The following is an 18,278-nucleotide window of genomic DNA, read 5'->3' on the forward strand; positions in this document are numbered from 1 at the left end:
GTGCTGCGGGTTTTGTGCAACAAAAAACCCCTCGTGCCAAAAGGCAAGCGAGGGGAGCGCGCCGGGTGTGGGTCGCTGTGAGTTCCGGGACCGCCCGGACGTCACCAGCTTCAGCCGACGCGCTTTCCAAGTACGAGAATTCGGGTGCGCATGGCATTGACCCTCCCCCTGGCGCGCACCGACTGTCAAGTGGGTGGGACGGGAGTCTCATTATGTGAGCGAAGGGCACTTCCGCTCCCCAGGACGGCGGCGACACCACTGGTGTACACCCCCGCGCCGCCGCCCGCGAACGCGGGCTCGGCCGGGCCGTGCGGCAGGGGGTAGCGGCCGGTCGCCAGGGCCCGGCGCAGCCGGTACTCGTCGAGCGGACCGGAGAACGCCATGCCCTGTCCGTGCGTGCAGCCCATCGCGCGCAGCGCCACGACCTGCTCGGGCAGATCCACGCCCTCCGCGACGGACTGCAGCCCGAGGTCACCGGCGATCCGCAGCAGCCCGCTGGTGATCTTGTGCAGCCGCGCGGACTCGACGACCCCCTCGACCAGCGTACGGTCGAGTTTGAGTACGTCGACGGGGAGCCGGCGCAGTGCCGTGAGCGTCGCGTAGCCGCTGCCGAAGCCGTCGAGGGCGATCCGGACGCCGAGGCGCCTCAGGGCCCCGAGGCGGCGCTCCAGCTCGTCCAGCGGCACCCTGGGGTCGGTGTCCGACAGTTCGACCACCAGCGCCCCGGACGGCAGCCCGTGCCGGGTCAGCAGCGCCTCGACGGAGCCCAGCGGCATCGACCGGTCCAGCAGCCGGCGGGCGCTGACCCGGACGACGACCGGCACGTTCAGCCCGCTCGCGGCGCGGTCGGCCGCCTGCTCGACGGCCTCTTCCAGCATCCAGCGGCCCAGCTCGGCGGTCTTGTCGCTGTCCTCCGCGACCCGCAGGAACTCGGCGGGGGTGAAGAGCACCCCTTGGGAGGAGCGCCAACGGGCCTGCGCGGCGACCGACGAGATCCGGCCGTCCTCCAGGCGCACCAGCGGCTGGTGCAGCAGCGCGAACTCGCCGTCGTGCAGCGCGGCACGCAGCCGCGTGGCCAGCTCCGCCTTGCGTACGACGTCCTGCTGCATCTGTGGCATGTACAGCTCGACCCGGCCCTTGCCGGCCGCCTTGGCGCGGTACATGGCGAGGTCGGCGTTGCGCAGCAGCTCACCGGCGCCGAGACCGGGCTCGGCGAAGGCGACGCCGATGGAGGCGGCGACGCGCACTTCGTTGCCGTCGATGAGGTACGGCTGGGAGAGCGTGAGCCGGAGACGGTCGGCGAGTTCCATTATGTGGCGTTCCCGGGCGGCACGGTCGCGGGTGCCGTCGCCGACGATCAGGGCCGCGAACTCGTCGCCGCCCAGCCGGGAGGCGGTGTCGCCGTGCCGGACCGCGTCCTGGAGCCGGCGGGCGGCCTGGACCAGCAGTTCGTCGCCGGCGGCGTGGCCGATCGTGTCGTTGACGGCCTTGAAGCCGTCCAGGTCGATGAAGAGGACCGCTGTGTTGCGCAGGGCGGGGCCCCGGTCGGAGCTGCGGCGGCCTGACAGGGCCTGCTGGACACGCCGGGTGAACAGCGCGCGGTTGGGCAGGTCGGTGAGCGGGTCGTGCTCGGCGTTGTGCTGGAGCTGCGCCTGCAGACGTACGCGCTCGGTGACGTCCCGGCTGTTGAAGATCAGGCCGCCGTGGTGGCGGTTGACGGTCGACTCGACGTTGAGCCAGCCTCCGTCGCCGGAGCGGAACCGGCACTCGATGCGCGTGGTGGGTTCCTCCTGGGGGCTGACGGCGAGGAAGCGGCGCACCTCGTGCACCACGCAGCCCAGGTCCTCCGGGTGGATGAGATGGGCCAGCTCGGTGCCCACCAGTTCCTCGGCGGGCCGCCCGTAGACGCCTGCGGCGGCCGGGGAGACGTACCGCAGGATGCCGCTGTGGGCGGCGATCATGATGACGTCGCTGGAGCCCTGCACCAGGGAGCGGAAGTGGTTCTCCTGTTGCGCCAGTTCCTGGGTGAGGGAGACGTTGTCGAGCAGCATGATCCCCTGCCGCACGACGAGGGCGAGCACGACCGCGCCGCCGGTGAGCAGCACCACGCGGTCGACGCTGTGGCCGTTGAGAACGTTGTAGAGGATCCCCAGGGTGCAGACGGCGGCCGCGAGATACGGCGTGAGGGCGGCCAGGGAGCCGGTGATGGGCCGGGTGACCGGATACCGGCCGGCCTCGCCTCCCGGGAGAGGCGTCCGGTCCGGTGTCTGCGGGACGGCCGCCGGTGCGGACGGGTGCTGGGCCGTGCGCGACGGCCCGTGCGGGTGGCCTCCGGCGCGCTGCTGGCCGGGTACGTGCTCGTGCACCACACGCGTGTGCCCCTCGTCCGCCGCTCCCTGGCGGGAGGCGGCCCAGGGCGCGTACGCCAGGAGCAGCGAGCCCGCGAACCAGCCCGCGTCGAGGAGCTGGCCCGAGCGGTAGTTGTTGTGCAGCAGCGGCGAGGTGAACAGGGCGTCACACATGACGGTCAGCGCGAGCGCGCCGACGGCCGTGTTCACCGCCGGACGATTCACGGGTGACCGCCTGAAGTGGAGGACGAGCACCATGCTCACCAGGGCGATGTCGAGCAGCGGGTACGCCAGCGACAGCGCCGCGTGGGCCACGCTCGGTCCGTCGAACTTCGCCGCCTGGGCGAGCGCGAGGCTCCAGGAGAGGGTGAGCAGCGAGCCGGCGATCAGCCAGGCGTCCAGCGCCAGGCAGACCCAGCCCGCCTTCGTCATGGGGCGGGCGGCGAGCACCAGCAGCCCCACGATGGCCGGGGGCGCGAAGCACAGGAAGAACACATCGGCGATGCTGGGGCTGGGCACGGGCTGCCCCAGGACCACCTCGTACCACCCCCAGACGAAATTGCCGAGGGCCGCCATCGCCGAGGAGAGCGAGAACAGCAGCCAGGCGGGTCGAAAGCGGACACGCCGGGTGCGCGTGTAGAGCAGGCACGACACGGCGGCGGTGCCCGCCGCGGCCGTCAGTCCGAAGTCGCCCATGATCAGCGCGAGTTCGTCGGAGCCCCAGCCGAGCGCGGAACCGACGGCGTATCCCGCGCACATGACGGCCAGCAGGAGTTGGTGGACCAGGTTCGAACGGGAGCCGCCGGTGGGCGGCTGCGCGATGCGCGGCGTCCCCGTGGGAGCCTGCGTCCGCGGGGCTCCGTCGAGGAGGGGCGTGGAGGTCGGCGGCGAGCTCACCGGGTCCTCCCGGTCTGCGTCACTCCCGGATCCCTAGGGTCCCGGGGAGCCGGCTGCGTCCGGCGGCTGGCGCACCTGCGGTGGTGATGGCCGTGGTGGCTGCCGTGACCGTGTCCGCGCGCGGCCGAGCGCCAGGGTCGCCGTCGGCGGCTCCGCCGCGTCGGATCGTTCGTCCATAGGCCGTGCATCGCCCGTCGCCCCCCTCACAAGTCTGAAATGTCCATCCCTGACGCCGAACGTGCGCGGCGCCGCCCCTGTCGGGACGATACACCAGTCTCGTCACTCAGGGACATAGTTCCTCTACGCTGCGTGACGATCATCGGCATATGCGCCCGGATGGGGTACGGACCGCTTCCGGAGGACTGCGGAGGGTGCCCGAACCGGACTACGGGCCTGCCGTCGCCGTCATGATCCGTTCGCCGTGCCCGTCGTAAGGATCACGTTGCGCAGCGGCCGCCGGTTCATGAAGCGGCCCAGCTGGTCCACCAGGAGTCGCTCGGCGCGGGGCCGGAAGGCGGAGGTGGGGCCGCCGACATGCGGACTGACGAGGACACCCGGCGCACTCCACAACGGATGCCCCGGGGGCAGGGGTTCGGGGTCGGTGACGTCCAGGGCGGCCATGAGGCGACCGCTCTCCAGTTCGGCGAGCAGCGCCTTGGTGTCGACGACCGGTCCGCGGGCCACGTTGACCAGCAGGGCGCCGTCCTTCATATGGGCCAGGAACTCGGCGTCCACCAGGCCGAGCGTGGCCTCGTTCAGCGGCGTGGACACGATCACGACGTCCGCGTCGGGCAGCAGGGCGGGCAGTTCGGCGATCGGATGCACAGGGCCGCGCGCCGTCGTGCGCCAGGAGCGCGCGACGCGCGCCACCCGCGCCACCTCGAATGGCGCGAGCCGGTCCTCGATGGCGGAGCCGATGGAGCCGTACCCGACGATGAGCACGTTCTTGTCGGCGAGCGCGGGCCGGAACCCGCCGAGCCATTCGCCCCGGTCCTGGGCCCGCACGAAGTCGGGCACCCCGCGCAGCGACGCGAGGACCAGGGTGAGCGTGAGCTCGGCGGTGCTCGCCTCGTGCACCCCGCGCGCGTTGCACAGCCGTACCCCGGGGCGCAGGGACGGGAGGGCCGGTTCGACGTGGTCGATGCCGGCGGACAGCGTCTGGAGGACTTCCAGGGCGCTCATCGCGGGCAGGGGCCGCTGCCCGACGGCGGGGGGCTTCATGTAGGGAACGACGTAGAAGGCGCAGTCGGCCGGGTCCGCCGGAAAGTCCTCCTCCCCGTTCCAGAAGTGGTAGTTCGGCCCGTCAGGGAGACCCTCGATCTCCTCCGGAGGGATGGGAAGCCATACGTCAGTGCTCATGGGCGGGAGGCTATGTCAGGCACGCGCGTGTGCAGAGGTTAGGTTGGGGGTTCTGGGAGAGGGAGGGTTTCGGGCAGGTGGAGCGCAGGACGATCGGCGCGGGGGCGCTCGAGGTGGGGGCCGTCGGTCTCGGGTGCATGCCGATGAGCTGGGCGTACAGCGGGTCGCGGCAGCGGGGGGACGAGTCGCTGAGGGCGGTGCACCGGGCGTTGGACGCGGGTTCGTCCCTGTTGGACACCGCCGACATGTACGGGCCGTTCACCAATGAGCTGTTGCTGGGGCGGGTGCTGAGGGAGCGGCGCGGGGACGCGTTCGTGTCGACGAAGGTCGGTCTGCTGGTCGGCGAGCAGCACATCGTGGCCAACGGCCGCCCCGGGTATGTGAAACGGGCCTGCGACGCTTCCCTGCGGCGCCTGCAGACGGACGTCATCGACCTCTACCAGCTGCATCGCGCGGACCCCGAGGTCCCGGTCGAGGAGACGTGGGGTGCGATGGCCGAGCTCGTCCGGGCGGGCAAGGTGCGGGCGTTGGGGCTGTGCGCGGTGGGGGCTCGGGGTGGTCGCCGGGCCGGGGGGCGGCTGCACGACGGAACGATTCGGCAGCTGCGGCGGGTCCAGCAGGTCTTCCCGGTGAGCACGGTGGAGGCGGAGCTGTCGGTGTGGTCCCCGGAGGCGCTGGAGACGCTGCTGCCGTGGTGCGAGGCGCGCGGGGTCGGCTTCCTGGCGGCGATGCCGCTCGGCAACGGCTTCCTCACCGGCACGCTGACCCCGGGCGAGGGCTTCGAGCCGGACGACATGCGGGCCCGGCATCCCCGGTTCACCGCCGAGATGATGGCCGCGAACCAGCCGATCGTCGCCGGTCTGCGCCGGGTGGCCGCCCGGCACGGCACGTCCGTGACGGCGGCGCAGGTGGCGCTGGCCTGGGTGCTGGCGCAGGGCCGGCACGTGGTCCCCGTCCCGGGCTCCAAACAGGAGCGCTGGGTGACGGAGAACGCGGCGGCGGGCGCTCTGCGCCTGACGCCGCAGGATCTGACGGAGGTGGCGGAGCTGCCCGGGGCGCGGGGATCGTGGGAGTGAGTGCCGCTTTCGGGTCCGGTCGGGCCGGATCGGGAACCCGGGGCGCGCGAGCGGCGTAGGACTAGTGGAGCCTGCCGCGGGCGCCGCAGTGTCGAAGGGACCATGATCGTGCAACGTCGAGCTGTGTCGGCCGTGTTGGCCGCGAGTGCTCTGCTGGTGACGGCCGGCTGTTCCTCCGGCTCCGGAGGGCCGCCGAGCGCCTCGCCGAGCGCGTCCCCGGCGCGCACCGCCGCACAGACCTCCGCGCCCGCCGAGGAGACCCCGCCCACGAAGGGCACGGTCAAGGTGGTGCGCACGGTCGCCGAGGGCCTGAACACCCCCTGGGGTCTCGCCCCGCTCCCCGAGGGCGGCCTCCTGGTGGCCTCGCGCGACGAGGGGAAGATCACGCGGGTGGACGAGAAGACGGGCCGGAAGACCGAGCTGGGCGAGGTGCCGGGCGTCTCCGCCGCGGGCGAGGGCGGTCTGCTGGGCCTCGCCCTCTCCCCCGACTACGCCTCCGACCACATGGTCTACGCGTACTTCACCTCGGCCTCGGACAACCGGATCGTCCGCATGCTCTACGACACGAAGCGGCCGGCCGGGGACCAGCTGGGAGCGCCCGACACGATCTTCAAGGGCATCCCCAAGGGCATGATCCACAACGGTGGCCGGATCGCGTTCGGCCCGGACGGCATGCTGTACGCGGGCACGGGCGAGAGCGGCGACCGGGGCCTGGCCCAGGACAAGAAGTCACTGGGCGGCAAGATCCTTCGGCTGACGCCGGAGGGCGAACCGGCCCCGGGCAACCCGTTCCCGGACTCACCGGTGTACTCGTACGGCCACCGCAATGTGCAGGGGCTGGCCTGGGACTCCAAACAGCGGCTGTTCGCCTCGGAGTTCGGCCAGGACACCTGGGACGAGCTGAACGCGATCGAGCCGGGCGCCGACTACGGCTGGCCGGCGGCAGAAGGCAAGTCCAAGGACCCGAAGTACCGGAACCCGATAGCCCAGTGGCACACCGACGAGGCCTCTCCCAGCGGCATCGCCCATGCCGAGGGCTCGATCTGGATGGCGGGGCTGAAGGGGCAGCGCCTGTGGCGCATCCCACTGAAGGGCACGGCGGCCTCGGCGGACCCGCAGGCCTTCCTCAAGGGCGAGTACGGCCGACTGCGCACGGTGGTGTCGGCGGGCGGCGACAAACTGTGGGTCACGACCAGCAACACGGACGGCAGGGGCGACCCCAAGACGGGCGACGACCGGATTCTGGAACTGCAGGTGAGCTGAGCCCCGTCACCGGTCCTCCGCCCTCACCTCGGCCTCCGTCTCGGCCTCCGTCTCCGTCTCGGGCGGCCGTACGACGACCTTCCCGGACGCGAGGTCTATCGGCCCGCGCCCGGGATCACCATCGCCGACGTCCTCCCGGGTCAGCTCCAGCCGGTTCTGCTCGTCCCGGGTGTGTTTACGGCCTGGCGCAAAGAGATCCTCGAAGGCGTTGAACATCGTTCTCCCTTTCCGGGGGCCGGTAGGTCACCGCTCTCCATCATCGCGCGGGCACCCGCTCCCCCACCCCCGGCGGAAACAAGCCCAGCCGATGTGCCAGCGCCGCTGCCTCTCCTCGGCCCGAGACGGCGAGTTTGGACAGGATGTTCGACACGTGGACGCTGGCCGTCTTCGGGGAGATGAAGAGTTCCTCGGCGATCTGGCGGTTGGTGCGGCCGGCGGAGACCAGGCGCAGCACGTCGCGTTCCCGGCTGGTGAGGCCGAGGGACTCGATGGGATCGGCGGCCGGCGGCCGAGGGGCAAGGCCGGGCGAGAGGGCCAGGCGGGCGCGTTGGGCGAGGAGAGTGACGGCCTCGGTGAGGGGCGCGGCGCCGAGGTGGGCGGCGACCGCGCGGGCGAGGCGGAGGAGTTCGGCGGCTCGAGCGCGTTCTTCGTCGCCGCCGGCGAAGAGCAGGGCCTCCGCCAGACGATGGCGGGTGCGGGCGAGGTCGTAGGGGCGTTCCAGGCGTTCGAAGGCGGCGACCACCTCGGACCAGTCGTCCGGGTCGGTGCGGCCCTCGGCGCGCAGGAGCTCCGCGCGGACCCAGCATGCGTGGGCCTGCCAGACGGGGGCGAGCGTGGCGAGTGTCTTGGCGGCCGTGCGGATGCGGTCGAGGAGCTCGGCGCGGCCTGGATCGGCGGCGGGCAGGGCGCGGGCGTCGCCCTCGGCGGAGGCGGCGGCGAGCAGCAGGGGCCAGGCGTCGCGCTGGGCGCCGGGCGGGAAGCCGCGGTCGAGGACGGGTGCGAGGTGGGCGCGGGCCTCCAGCGGGAGGCCCTGGGCCGCGGCGAGGCAGACGGCGAGGCGGGTGAGGGGAAGGTGGTGCTGGGGGGCGTGCTCGTGGGAGCCGAAGAAGCCTTGCGCCGCGGCGAGTTGACGGCCTGCCTCGGCGAGGTCGCCGCGAGCGAGGGCCAGTTCGGCGCGCAACGTGGCGTGGACGCCTCGAACCGCCACGCCCTGGCCCACCCGGCCGGCGGCGGCACAGGCGCGGTCGGCCTCGTCCCAGCGGCCCAGGGAGAAGAGGGACTCGGCGAGGTTGCCCCACACCCAGGCCTCGGTGTCGGGCTGGCCATGCCGTTTGGCGAAGTCGAGGCCCTTCTCCAGGATCGGGACGGCCTCCCGGGAGCGGCCGACCGCCTCCAGTTCGGAGGGGAGGTTGACATAGGCGTTCAGGGCGACGGAGGGGGCGTCCTCGGCGAGGGCCCGCTCTCTGACCTCCTCCAGCTCCGCGAGGCCGGACTCGATGTGCCCGGCGTGGACCATGAGAACGCCGAGGACCTGACGGGCGTTGAGCTCGATCTCCCGGGAGCCGATCATGCGGGCGTACTCCACGGCCCGTTCGGCGGCCTGGTAGGCGTCGGGGCCGGGGGCGTGGACCATGGACCAGTTGGCGATGTGGGTGAGTACCTCGGCGTGCACCTCGCTGGGCGGCAGGCCGCGCACCAGGTCCTGCGCCGTGGACAGTTCCTCGCGGCCGCTGCCCCGGCCCAGGGAGTGCACCAGCCGGGAGCGCTGCACCCAGAACCAGGCGGCGCGCAGGGGATCGTCCTCGTCCTCCAAAAGGCGCAGCGCCCGCTTGGTGATCTTCAGGGCGCGTTCGCGTTCCCCGCAGTAGCGGCCGGCGACGGCGGCCTCGGCCATGAGGTCGAGGTAGCGCAGCGGGGTGGTGGCAGGGTCGCAGCCGCAGGGAGGGTAGGCCTCGGTGTAGTCGACGGGGCGCAGGACGGACCGTACGTCCTGCGGCGCCGTCTCCCAGAGTTCCATCGCCCGTTCCAGGAGCCGTAGTTGTTCGCTGTAGGCACGCCTGGAGCGGGCCTCGACGGAGGCGTCGAGGACGGCGGGGAGGGCCTTGGCGGGGTCGTGGGCGTGGTACCAGTAGCTGGCCAGCCGCATGACGCGTTCGTCGGCGGGCACGAGCGTCGGGTCGGCTTCGAGGGCCTCGGCGTAGCGGCGGTTGAGGCGGGCGCGTTCGCCGGGCAGCAGGTCGTCGCCGACGGCCTCGCGGACCAGGGAGTGCCGGAAGCGGTAGCCGTCGCCGCCGGGGGTGGCGAGCAGGATGTTGGCGCCGACGGCGGAGCGCAGCGCGTCGAGCAGGTCGTCCTCGGCGAGTCGGGCGACGGCGTCGAGCAGTTGGTACTCGACGGTGGAGCCGCCCTCGGCGACGACCCGCGCGACGCTCTGCGCGCTCTCGGGGAGGGCCTCGACGCGGACGAGCAGCAGGTCGCGCAGGGAGTCGGTGAGGCCGGTGCAGCAGCCCTCGTGGGCGGCGACGGCCAGTTCCTCGACGAAGAAGGCGTTGCCGTCGGAGCGTTCGAAGATGTCGTCGACCTGGTCGGCTTCGGGTTCGTACGCCAGGATGCCGGCGATCTGACGGCAGACCTCGTCGCGGGTGAAACGGGCCAGTTCGAGGCGTTGGACGGTGCGCAGCCGGTCGAGTTCGGCGAGCAGGGGGCGCAGCGGGTGGCGGCGGTGGATGTCGTCGGCGCGGTAGGTGGCGAGGACGACGAGTCGGCCGGTGCGCAGGGTGCGCAGCAGGTAGGACAGCAGGTGGCGGGTGGAGGCGTCGGCCCAGTGCAGGTCCTCCAGGGCGAGGACGAGGGTGCGGTCGGCGGCGACGCGTTCCAGGAGGCGGGCGGTGAGTTCGAAGAGGCGGGCCATGCCCTCCTCGTCGTGGCGTGCGGCGGCCGCCACGCCCAGTTCGGGCAGCAGCCGGGCGAGTTCGTCCTCCTGGCCGGCCGCGGCGGCGGCGAGTTCGTCGGGCAGGGCGCGGCGCAGGGCGCGCAGGGCGGTGGAGAACGGGGCGAAGGGCAGTCCGTCGGCGCCGATCTCGACGCAGCCGCCGAGTGCGACGACGGCGCCCCGGCCGCGGGCGGCCGAGGCGAACTCCTCGACGAGCCTGGTCTTGCCGACTCCGGCCTCGCCGCCGATGAGCAGCGCCTGCGGCTCTCCCGCTGCGGCGCGGGAGAGCGCGGCGTTCAGGGTGTCCAACTCGTCGGCGCGACCGACGAAGACGGGACTGACGGACCTGGTCTCCACGGGGCCGAGCATCGCACGCGGACGCGAAGACGGCCCAGCGGATATCACCGCCGGCCCAGCGGCTCCCGCCGCAGCGTGGGCGACCACCGCCGGGCCCTCGGCGCCCAGCGCCGCGGCCCCGACAGGCTGCGCCGCAGCCCCGGCAGACGACACCGCAGCCTCACCGGACCGCACCGCAGACCCGGCAGGCGGCACCGGCATCCGGGGCGGGCTTGGCGCAGCACCGGACGGGCTTGGTGGTGTTTGGGTGGGAGGGCGGCCGACCCCCGTGCGGTCGCCCTCCCGCGTCTCGGCGGTCACGCCGGTCGGGCGAACCGGAGCCTGCGCAGGAGGCGGGTATGCGACTCGCTCTCGGCGCCGCCTTCCGACCGTTCGACGGCGGCGCGTTCGGCGGCTTCCCGGCCGGCGGCGCGACGGCCGCGGACGGCCTCGCGGGCCAGCCGCTCGTGGGCGGCCCGGCGGAGCAGTTCGGCGGAACGGAACTGGTGGAGCTCGTGCTCGTACATGGTGGAAGTCCCCTTGGAAGGTGGTTTTTCGGCTTCGCTCGTTGCGATGCCTCCACCTTCGTCTCCCAGAGGGGTGCGCCGCATCGGGAGAGTTCCGCATCTTCGGCGGCGGGGGGTGCCTTAGACGCGCCTGAGGGGCCTCAGGCCGGCCGTAAGGTGCTTACGGTCGGCCTAAGGCCCCTCGTGACCTGCGGGGACTCAGCCCGTTGAAGGCAGGCCGAGCAGCGCGTCGGTGTACTTGAGGACGGCCAGGAGCAGTCCGATGACGCCGAGCGCGACGCCGGCCCAGGCGACCGACTTGATCCAGGCCGCCTGCGGACGGGCCTGGTTGCCGAAGGCGGGGCGGGCCAGCACGACGACGCCGACGACCAGCGCGGTCAGCGCGAACAGGCCGGCCCACAGCGCGGTGGCCTGCCAGGCGTCGCCGTAGGTCGCCTCCAGCTGCTTGGCGAGGCTCGTGTTCGACGAGGCGGAATTGTGCAGCTGGCCGACGAGGGTCTGACGGGCCCCGGCGATGGTTCCCATCCAGCTGCCGGTGAGGGAGACGAAGCCGAGCACGGCGGAGACGACGGCGCCCGCGCCCTGGCCGACGCCCACGGAGGCGTCCGCGACTGCGGCACCGTCCTCGCCGAGGAACTCGTCGGCGTCGTCGGCGTCCTCCTCGACGCCCGGTGCCTCTTCGGTCACCTCGTCCGTGGCGTCGGTCTTGGTGACGTCCACCTTCTCCTCGTCGGTCTTCGTCTCGGTGCCGGTCTCGGCGCCGGCCTCGTCAGCAGTCTTGGTTCCCATACCTCGCACCGTACGGACGCTCTCTGAGAGGTCCCTTAATGATCGTTGTGAGCGCCGCGCGCGCGTGCGTCGCGCCACTCCTGGGCCAGCACGGACCACACTTCGAGGTCGTGCCGCACCCCACGATAGGGGTAGGCCTGCCGGCGCACGCCGTCGCGGGTCATCCCCAGCCGCCGGGCGACGTTCAGGCTGGGCGTGTTCCCGGCGGACGCGACCCACTCGATCCGCTCGATGCCACGCCGGTCCACCGCGAAGTCGATCAGTACCCGGATGCCGCGGGTGATCAGGCCGCGCCCGGTGGCGGCGGGCTCCAGCCAGCAGCCGACCTCGCAGTTCGCGGCTCCGGCGTCGAAGTTCAGGAAGAGCACCCCGCCGACGAGCGTGCCGTCCAGCCAGATGCCGTGCAGGGAGCCGGTGTCGGCGGCGCGCATGTCGGCGTACCGCTGGAGCACCTCGCGCGCACCGGCCACGTCCTCGGCCTTCGAGCCGAAGGGGACGTACTGGTTGATGAACTCCCGGCCGCGCTCCAGGTGCGCCAGGAACTCCTCGGCGTGCCAGAGCTCCAGGGGGCGCAGTTCGGCTCCGTCGTCACCCAGCGATATCGCGTACATCCGGCCGCGGCTCCTTCTCCAGTGCCTCCACTACCTCCGCGAGCCTCTCATGGGCCGCGCGGCACTCGGGCGGTTCGATGCTGATCCGCGGCAGCCTCTTGTCGAGCCCGCGGGGCAGCCACCAGTTGGCGCCGCCGAGCAGGTGCATGAGGGCGGGCACGAGCAGCGTCCGCAGGACGAAGGCGTCGAGGGCGACGGCGGCGGCGAGCGCGATGCCGAACATGGCGATCACCCGGTCGCCGCTGAGGACGAAGGCGAGGAAGACCGAGATCATGATGACCGCGGCGGAGTTGATCACCCGGCTGGTCTCGGCGAGGCCCACGCGGACGGCGCGCCGGTTGTCGCCGGTCTCCAGCCACTCCTCGTACATCCGGCTGACCAGGAAGACCTGGTAGTCCATGGAGAGGCCGAAGAGGACCGAGACCATGATGACCGGGAGGAAGGGCTCGATCGGTCCCGCGCGGCCGAGACCCAGCAGTTCGCTCCCCCAGCCCCACTGGAACACGGCCACGACGATCCCGAAGGCGGCGGCGACGGCGGCGACGTTCATCGCGGCGGCCTTCAGCGGGATGCCGACGGACCGGAACGCCAGCAGAAGCAGCAGACAGCCCAGGCCTATGACGACGCCCACGAACAGCGGCAGTTTGCCGACGATGACGTCGGCGAAGTCGTCGTAGCCCGCCGTCACGCCCCCCACCTGTACGTCGAGGGAGGTGTCGGCCTCGGCCCGGGGCAGCACCTCGGTGCGCAGCCGGTCGACGAGCTCGCTGGTGTGCTGCGACTGCGGGGAGGACTCCGGTACGACGGTGAGGTAGGCGGTGTGTCCGCCCGAGTCGTAGGTCACCGACGTCACCGACGCGACGCCTTCGGTGCTGCGCAGGGCGGCGTCGAGGTTGTCCAGGGCGAGCCGGTCCTCGGCGCCGTCGACGCGGGTCACCAGGGTCAGCGGGCCGTTGACGCCCGCCCCGAAGCCGTCCGCGAGGAGGTCGTAGGCCTGGCGGGTGGTGGCCGACTTCGGGGCGTTGCCCTGGTCGGAGGTGCCCAGGCGGAGGGCGAAGGTGGGCAGGGCGAGGACGGCGATGACGACGAGGGCGAGCGCGCCGAGCAGTTCGGGGTGGCGCTCCACGAACGCCGACCAGCGGGCGGCGAGGCCGGTCGGCAGCTCCGGTTGCGGCCCGTGCTCGGCGAGTCGGCGACGTTCGCGGCGGCTGAGGGCGCGCATGCCGATCCAGGACAGCAGGGAGGGCAGCAGCGTCACGGAGGCGGCGACGGTGAGCACGACGGTGAGGGAGGCGGCGATCGCCACGCCGTTGAGGAAGTTCAGCCGCAGGATCAGCATGCCGAGCAGGGCGATGCACACGGTGGCGCCCGCGAAGACGACGGCGCGCCCGGTCGTCGTCACGGCGTTGACGGCGGCCTCGGCGACCGTGAGCCCCCGCTTCAGCCCGCGCCGGTGCCGGGTCACGATGAACAGCGCGTAGTCGATGCCGACGCCGAGCCCGATGAGCATGGCGAGCATGGGCGCGAAGTCGGCGACGGTCATGGCGTGTCCGAGGAGCACGATCCCGGCGTACGCGGTGCCGACGCCGACCAGGGCGGTGGCGATGGGCAGCAGCGAGGCGGCGAGCGAGCCGAAGGCCAGGAAGAGCACAGCCGCGGCGACGACCACGCCGACGATCTCGGCGAGATGCCCGCCGGCGGACTCGGTCAGCGCGATCGCGCTGCCGCCCAGCTCGACCTGGAGCCCGTCGCCCGCGGCAGCCCTGGCGGTGTCGACGACGGCCTGCGCCTCGCCGCGGTCGATGTTCTCGGCGCGGTCCTCGAAGACGACGGTGGCGTACGCCGTGTGGCCGTCCTTGCTGATCTGTGCCCGGCCCTGGTCGTCGTAGGGGCCGGCGACGGAGGCCACGCCGGGCAGGTCGGCGATCTTCTCCAGCGTGCGGGTCATGCTCTGCTCGACATCGGCGGCGCGAACGGTGCCCGAGGCGGTGTGCCAGACGACGGTGTCGCTGTCCCCGCCGAGCTCCGGGAAGCCCTCCGTGAGCAGCTGGGTGGCGCGGCCGGACTCGGTGCCGGGGACCTCGTAGTCGTTGGAGTAGGCGGAGCCGGTGACGACGGCGGCGGCGGCCGTGCCGCCGAGGACGAGGAGCCAGAGCAGGAACGTGACGAGGCGGTTGCGTACACACCAACGTGCAAGGGCTGCCACCGACGCGCTCCCGGGGGGTGAATTGTGGATCTTTGACCGGGAACAGTCGTGAACAGTCGTGCTTGACCTGAACAGCCCGCAAAGAACGTATGAGCAATACGAGGACACTCTCGCAGGCGCCGAAGATCGTTTGACGCGTCAGCGGGTCGTTTCACCGGAGTGGGAGGCAGATCACAGGACAATAACGGCGGTGTTGTCAGGGCACGTCGGACACGTGTCACCGTCGGGCGGTCCGGTGCCGGGCGGGTCAGTCCGACTGGTCGCCGAACGCCATCACCATCACCCCGACGATCAGCAGCCACAGGGCGCGCCGGGTACGGCCGCGGGAGCCCAGGAGGGCGGCGAGGGCGCAGACGGCGGCGCCGAGGGCGTAGGACGTCGGGACGAGGGCCGGGGCGGAGCCGGTGAGGCGCAGGAGGGACGCGGCGAGACCGGCGAGGGTGAGCAGCGCTCCGGCGCCGGTCGCCGTCCAGCGGGCCCGGCGGGCGTCCTCGCTGCCGAACTCCTCGTCCGGGTCCTCTATGTCGCTGTGGGGTTCGGAGTCGGTTCGTGCACTCATGGCGGGCGAGCGTAGCGCGTCGGACCCAGAACGCGAGCAGGGGTGCACCGGTTCGCGGTGCACCCCTGGGGGAATCTCGCTCGACTCGGGCGGGAGCCGGCGGGACTCAGCCCTCGCTGACGCCCAGCTTCTGCAGGATCAGCTCCTTGACGCGGGCCGCGTCGGCCTGACCGCGCGTGGCCTTCATCACCGCGCCGACCAGGGCGCCGGCCGCGGCCACCTTGCCACCGCGGATCTTGTCGGCGATGCCCGGGTTGCCGGCGATGGCCTCCTCGACGGCGGTGGTGAGCGCGCCCTCGTCGGAGACGACCTTCAGACCGCGCTTCTCGACGACCTCGTCCGGGGTGCCCTCGCCCGCGAGGACGCCCTCGATGACCTGACGGGCCAGCTTGTCGTTCAGGTCGCCGGACGACACGAGCTGGGCGACCCGCGCGACCTGCTCGGGCGTGATGGCCAGCTCGTCCAGGGACGTCGCTGACTCGTTGGCGCTGCGCGCCAGTTCGCCCATCCACCACTTGCGGGCGGAGGCCGCGTCGGCACCGGCGTCGATCGTGGCGACGATCAGGTCCAGCGCACCGGCGTTGAGGATCGACTGCATGTCGGTGGCGGAGATGCCCCACTCGGCGAGCAGCCGGCCCCGGCGGACCAGTGGCAGCTCCGGCAGCCCGGCGCGGATCTCCTCGACCCACTCGCGGGACGGGGCGACCGGGACGAGGTCGGGCTCCGGGAAGTACCGGTAGTCCTCGGCCTCCTCCTTCACGCGGCCCGAGGTCGTCGACCCGGTGTCCTCGTGGAAGTGGCGGGTCTCCTGGATGATCGTGCCGCCGGAGGACAGCACGGCCGCGTGCCGCTGGATCTCGAAGCGCGCCGCGCGCTCCACGGACCGCAGCGAGTTGACGTTCTTCGTCTCCGAGCGCGTACCGAACTTCTCGGTGCCGTGCGGGCGCAGCGACAGGTTCACGTCGCAGCGCATCTGGCCCATCTCCATGCGGGCCTCGGAGACGCCGAGCGCCTTGATGAGCTCGCGCAGCTCACGGACGTAGGCCTTGGCGACCTCGGGAGCACGCTCGCCCGCGCCCTCGATCGGCTTGGTGACGATCTCGATGAGCGGGATGCCGGCGCGGTTGTAGTCCAGCAGGGAGTGGGACGCGCCGTGGATGCGGCCGGTGGCGCCGCCGACGTGCGTCGACTTGCCGGTGTCCTCCTCCATGTGGGCGCGCTCGATCTCCACGCGGAAGGTCTCGCCGTCCTCCAGCTGGACGTCGAGGTAGCCGTTGAAGGCGATCGGCTCGTCGTACTGGGAGGTCTGGAAGTTCTTCGGCATGTCCGGATAGAAGTAGTTCTTCCGGGCGAAACGGCACCACTCGGCGATCTCGCAGTTCAGCGCGAGACCGATCTTGATCGCCGACTCGACGCCGATCGCGTTGACGACCGGGAGCGCGCCGGGCAGGCCGAGGCAGGTGGGGCAGGTCTGCGTGTTGGCGTCCTGACCGAGTTCGGTCGAACAGCCGCAGAACATCTTCGTCTTGGTGCCGAGTTCGACATGGACCTCAAGGCCCATGACGGGGTCGTACGACGCCAGCGCGTCCTCGTACGACACCAGGTCGGTCGTGGTGGTCACGGTGAAACTTCCCTCTCAGCCCAGCAGGACGTCGTCGTCGCCCAGCCGCTTCAGCTCGCGGTAGAGGATGGCGAGGCCGGTGACGATGGCGGCGGCGGACACGACGGCGTCGACCAGCACGAGTGTGTCGCTCTCGGCGCGGGCCTTCTTGACCCGCTTGGCGACACCGATCGCGCCGAACGCCGTGGTGGCGATGGACAGATACGTACCGGACTTGGACTTCTTGAAGCCCTTGGCCTTGTTCAGTGCACTCACAGCGACGGAGCCTCCTCGAGGAGCGGGTGACCCCACCTTTCCACGAAGGCGGCCTCGACGGCGGCGCCGACCTTGTAAAGCCGGTCGTCCTTCAGCGCCGGGGCGATGATCTGCAGGCCGACCGGGAGGTTGTCCTCCGGGGCGAGACCGCAGGGCAGCGACATGGCCGCGTTGCCCGCCAGGTTGGTCGGGATGGTGCACAGGTCGGCCAGGTACATCGCCATCGGGTCGTCGGCACGCTCGCCGATCGCGAAGGCGGTGGTGGGGGTCGTCGGCGAGACGATGACGTCCACCTGCTCGAAGGCCTTCTCGAAGTCCCGCGTGATGAGCGTGCGGACCTTCTGGGCGGAGCCGTAGTAGGCGTCGTAGTAGCCCGAGCTGAGCGCGTACGTGCCGAGCATGATGCGGCGCTTCACCTCGGGGCCGAAGCCCGCCTCACGGGTGAGGGAGGTGACGGCCTCGGCCGAGTGGCTGCCGTCGTCGCCGGTGCGCAGGCCGTAGCGCAGGCCGTCGAAGCGGGCCAGGTTGGACGAGCACTCGGACGGCGCGATCAGGTAGTACGCCGACAGGGCGAGGTCGAAGGACGGACAGTCCAGCTCGACGATCTCTGCGCCCAGCTCCTTCAGCAGCGCGACGGACTCGTCGAACCGCTGGATGACGCCGGCCTGGTAGCCCTCGCCGCGGAACTGCTTGACCACGCCGACGCGCATGCCTTCGACGCTGCCGTTGCGCGCGGCCTCGACGACCGGCGGGACGGGCGCGTCGATGGAGGTGGAGTCCAGCGGGTCGTGCCCGGCGATGACCTCGTGCAGCAGCGCCGCGTCCAGGACCGTACGGGCGCAGGGCCCGCCCTGGTCGAGGGAGGAGGAGAAAGCGACCATGCCGTAGCGCGAGACCGCCCCGTACGTCGGCTTCACGCCGACCGTGCCGGTGACGGCGGCCGGCTGGCGGATGGAGCCGCCGGTGTCGGTGCCGATGGCGAGGGGCGCCTGGTAGGAGGCGAGGGCGGCGGAGGAGCCGCCGCCGGAGCCGCCGGGGATCTTGGTGAGGTCCCACGGGTTGCCGGTCGGGCCGTAGGCGCTGTTCTCGGTGGAGGACCCCATGGCGAACTCGTCCATGTTGGTCTTGCCGAGGATGACCACGTCGGCGGCCTTCAGCCGCTTGGTGAGCGTCGCGTCGTACGGCGGGATCCAGCCCTCGAGGATCTTCGAGCCGACGGTCGTCGGGATGCCCTCGGTGGTGAAGATGTCCTTGAGCGCGAGAGGAACGCCGGCGAGAGGTCCGAGCTTCTCGCCACGCTCGCGCTTCTCGTCGACGGCGCGGGCCTGGGCGAGCGCGCCCTCGCGGTCGACGTGCAGGAAGGCGTGGACCTTCTCGTCGACGGCCTCGATGCGCGCCAGGTGGGCCTCGGCGACCTGGACGGCCGTGAGCTCGCCGGAGGCGATCTTCGCGGCGGTCTCGGCGGCCGTGAGCTTGATGATGGTGACGTTGTCCGTCAT

At 72.0% G+C, this 18,278-nt stretch carries 14 protein-coding genes; 2 read left to right on the forward strand and 12 right to left on the reverse strand.

Features of this window, described 5'->3' with window-relative positions:
• Positions 1-185 precede the first annotated feature (185 nt).
• Together B5557_RS13175 and B5557_RS13185 are read right to left on the reverse strand one after the other, a co-directional pair.
• On the reverse strand, positions 186-3,245 hold the full coding sequence (locus B5557_RS13175) for a putative bifunctional diguanylate cyclase/phosphodiesterase (protein ID WP_079659305.1): 3,060 nt from the start codon (positions 3,243-3,245) through the stop codon (positions 186-188).
• 405 nt (positions 3,246-3,650) lie between these two features.
• Entirely contained in the window at positions 3,651-4,604 is a 954-nt protein-coding gene (locus B5557_RS13185; protein WP_079659306.1) for a 2-hydroxyacid dehydrogenase, read from the reverse strand.
• Between the two features lie 77 nt (positions 4,605-4,681).
• Here B5557_RS13185 and B5557_RS13190 point away from each other — a divergent pair, with 77 nt between their 5' ends.
• The gene (locus B5557_RS13190; RefSeq protein ID WP_079664755.1) at positions 4,682-5,680 is read left to right on the forward strand and encodes an aldo/keto reductase; all 999 of its coding nucleotides are present in this window, start codon (positions 4,682-4,684) and stop codon (positions 5,678-5,680) included.
• A 102-nt stretch (positions 5,681-5,782) separates the two neighbouring features.
• Positions 5,783-6,943, forward strand: a complete 1,161-nt coding sequence (locus B5557_RS13195; protein WP_079659307.1) for a PQQ-dependent sugar dehydrogenase — start codon at positions 5,783-5,785, stop codon at positions 6,941-6,943.
• Positions 6,944-6,949: 6 nt separating this feature from the next.
• On the opposite strand, the gene B5557_RS13200 is transcribed toward B5557_RS13195, so the two are convergent.
• From B5557_RS13200 to gatA, 10 genes are all read right to left on the reverse strand, one after another.
• On the reverse strand, positions 6,950-7,159 hold the full coding sequence (locus B5557_RS13200; protein WP_079659308.1) for a DUF6191 domain-containing protein: 210 nt from the start codon (positions 7,157-7,159) through the stop codon (positions 6,950-6,952).
• A gap of 40 nt (positions 7,160-7,199) precedes the next feature.
• Positions 7,200-10,244 (reverse strand): ATP-binding protein, encoded by a 3,045-nt coding sequence (locus B5557_RS13205; RefSeq protein WP_099935888.1) that lies wholly within the window; start codon positions 10,242-10,244, stop codon positions 7,200-7,202.
• Between the two features lie 284 nt (positions 10,245-10,528).
• On the reverse strand, positions 10,529-10,738 hold the full coding sequence (locus B5557_RS13210) for a hypothetical protein (protein ID WP_079659310.1): 210 nt from the start codon (positions 10,736-10,738) through the stop codon (positions 10,529-10,531).
• Between the two features lie 198 nt (positions 10,739-10,936).
• Positions 10,937-11,527: a hypothetical protein gene (locus B5557_RS13215; RefSeq protein WP_079659311.1), complete on the reverse strand. Its 591-nt coding sequence runs from the start codon at positions 11,525-11,527 to the stop codon at positions 10,937-10,939.
• Positions 11,528-11,562: 35 nt separating this feature from the next.
• Positions 11,563-12,138 (reverse strand): GNAT family N-acetyltransferase, encoded by a 576-nt coding sequence (locus tag B5557_RS13220; protein WP_079659312.1) that lies wholly within the window; start codon positions 12,136-12,138, stop codon positions 11,563-11,565.
• Positions 12,116-14,344: an MMPL family transporter gene (locus B5557_RS13225; RefSeq protein ID WP_079659313.1), complete on the reverse strand. Its 2,229-nt coding sequence runs from the start codon at positions 14,342-14,344 to the stop codon at positions 12,116-12,118. Before B5557_RS13225 ends, B5557_RS13220 begins: the two co-directional genes overlap by 23 nt.
• A 247-nt stretch (positions 14,345-14,591) precedes the next feature.
• On the reverse strand, positions 14,592-14,903 hold the full coding sequence (locus B5557_RS13230) for a hypothetical protein (protein WP_079659314.1): 312 nt from the start codon (positions 14,901-14,903) through the stop codon (positions 14,592-14,594).
• A 106-nt stretch (positions 14,904-15,009) separates the two neighbouring features.
• Positions 15,010-16,524, reverse strand: a complete 1,515-nt coding sequence (gene gatB / locus B5557_RS13235) for an Asp-tRNA(Asn)/Glu-tRNA(Gln) amidotransferase subunit GatB (RefSeq protein WP_079659315.1) — start codon at positions 16,522-16,524, stop codon at positions 15,010-15,012.
• A gap of 15 nt (positions 16,525-16,539) precedes the next feature.
• A complete protein-coding gene (locus B5557_RS13240) occupies positions 16,540-16,779 on the reverse strand; it encodes a hypothetical protein (RefSeq protein WP_079659316.1) in 240 nt (79 codons plus the stop codon).
• Positions 16,776-18,278: an Asp-tRNA(Asn)/Glu-tRNA(Gln) amidotransferase subunit GatA gene (gene gatA, locus B5557_RS13245; protein ID WP_079659317.1), complete on the reverse strand. Its 1,503-nt coding sequence runs from the start codon at positions 18,276-18,278 to the stop codon at positions 16,776-16,778. The genes B5557_RS13240 and gatA overlap by 4 nt, the downstream gene beginning before the upstream one ends.

Source organism: Streptomyces sp. 3214.6 (assembly GCF_900129855.1).
Classification (GTDB): Bacteria; Actinomycetota; Actinomycetes; order Streptomycetales; family Streptomycetaceae; genus Streptomyces; species Streptomyces soliscabiei.

Coding starts and splice junctions, on each gene's coding strand:
- B5557_RS13185 (WP_079659306.1), bottom strand. CDS start 4,604: ATGAGCACTGACGTATGGCTTCCCATCCCTCCGGAGGAGATCGAGGGT.
- B5557_RS13205 (WP_099935888.1), bottom strand. CDS start 10,244: ATGCTCGGCCCCGTGGAGACCAGGTCCGTCAGTCCCGTCTTCGTCGGT.
- B5557_RS13200 (WP_079659308.1), bottom strand. CDS start 7,159: ATGTTCAACGCCTTCGAGGATCTCTTTGCGCCAGGCCGTAAACACACC.
- gatA (WP_079659317.1), bottom strand. CDS start 18,278: ATGACGGACAACGTCACCATCATCAAGCTCACGGCCGCCGAGACCGCC.
- B5557_RS13195 (WP_079659307.1), top strand. CDS start 5,783: ATGATCGTGCAACGTCGAGCTGTGTCGGCCGTGTTGGCCGCGAGTGCT.
- B5557_RS13230 (WP_079659314.1), bottom strand. CDS start 14,903: ATGAGTGCACGAACCGACTCCGAACCCCACAGCGACATAGAGGACCCG.
- B5557_RS13210 (WP_079659310.1), bottom strand. CDS start 10,738: ATGTACGAGCACGAGCTCCACCAGTTCCGTTCCGCCGAACTGCTCCGC.
- B5557_RS13215 (WP_079659311.1), bottom strand. CDS start 11,527: ATGGGAACCAAGACTGCTGACGAGGCCGGCGCCGAGACCGGCACCGAG.
- B5557_RS13220 (WP_079659312.1), bottom strand. CDS start 12,138: ATGTACGCGATATCGCTGGGTGACGACGGAGCCGAACTGCGCCCCCTG.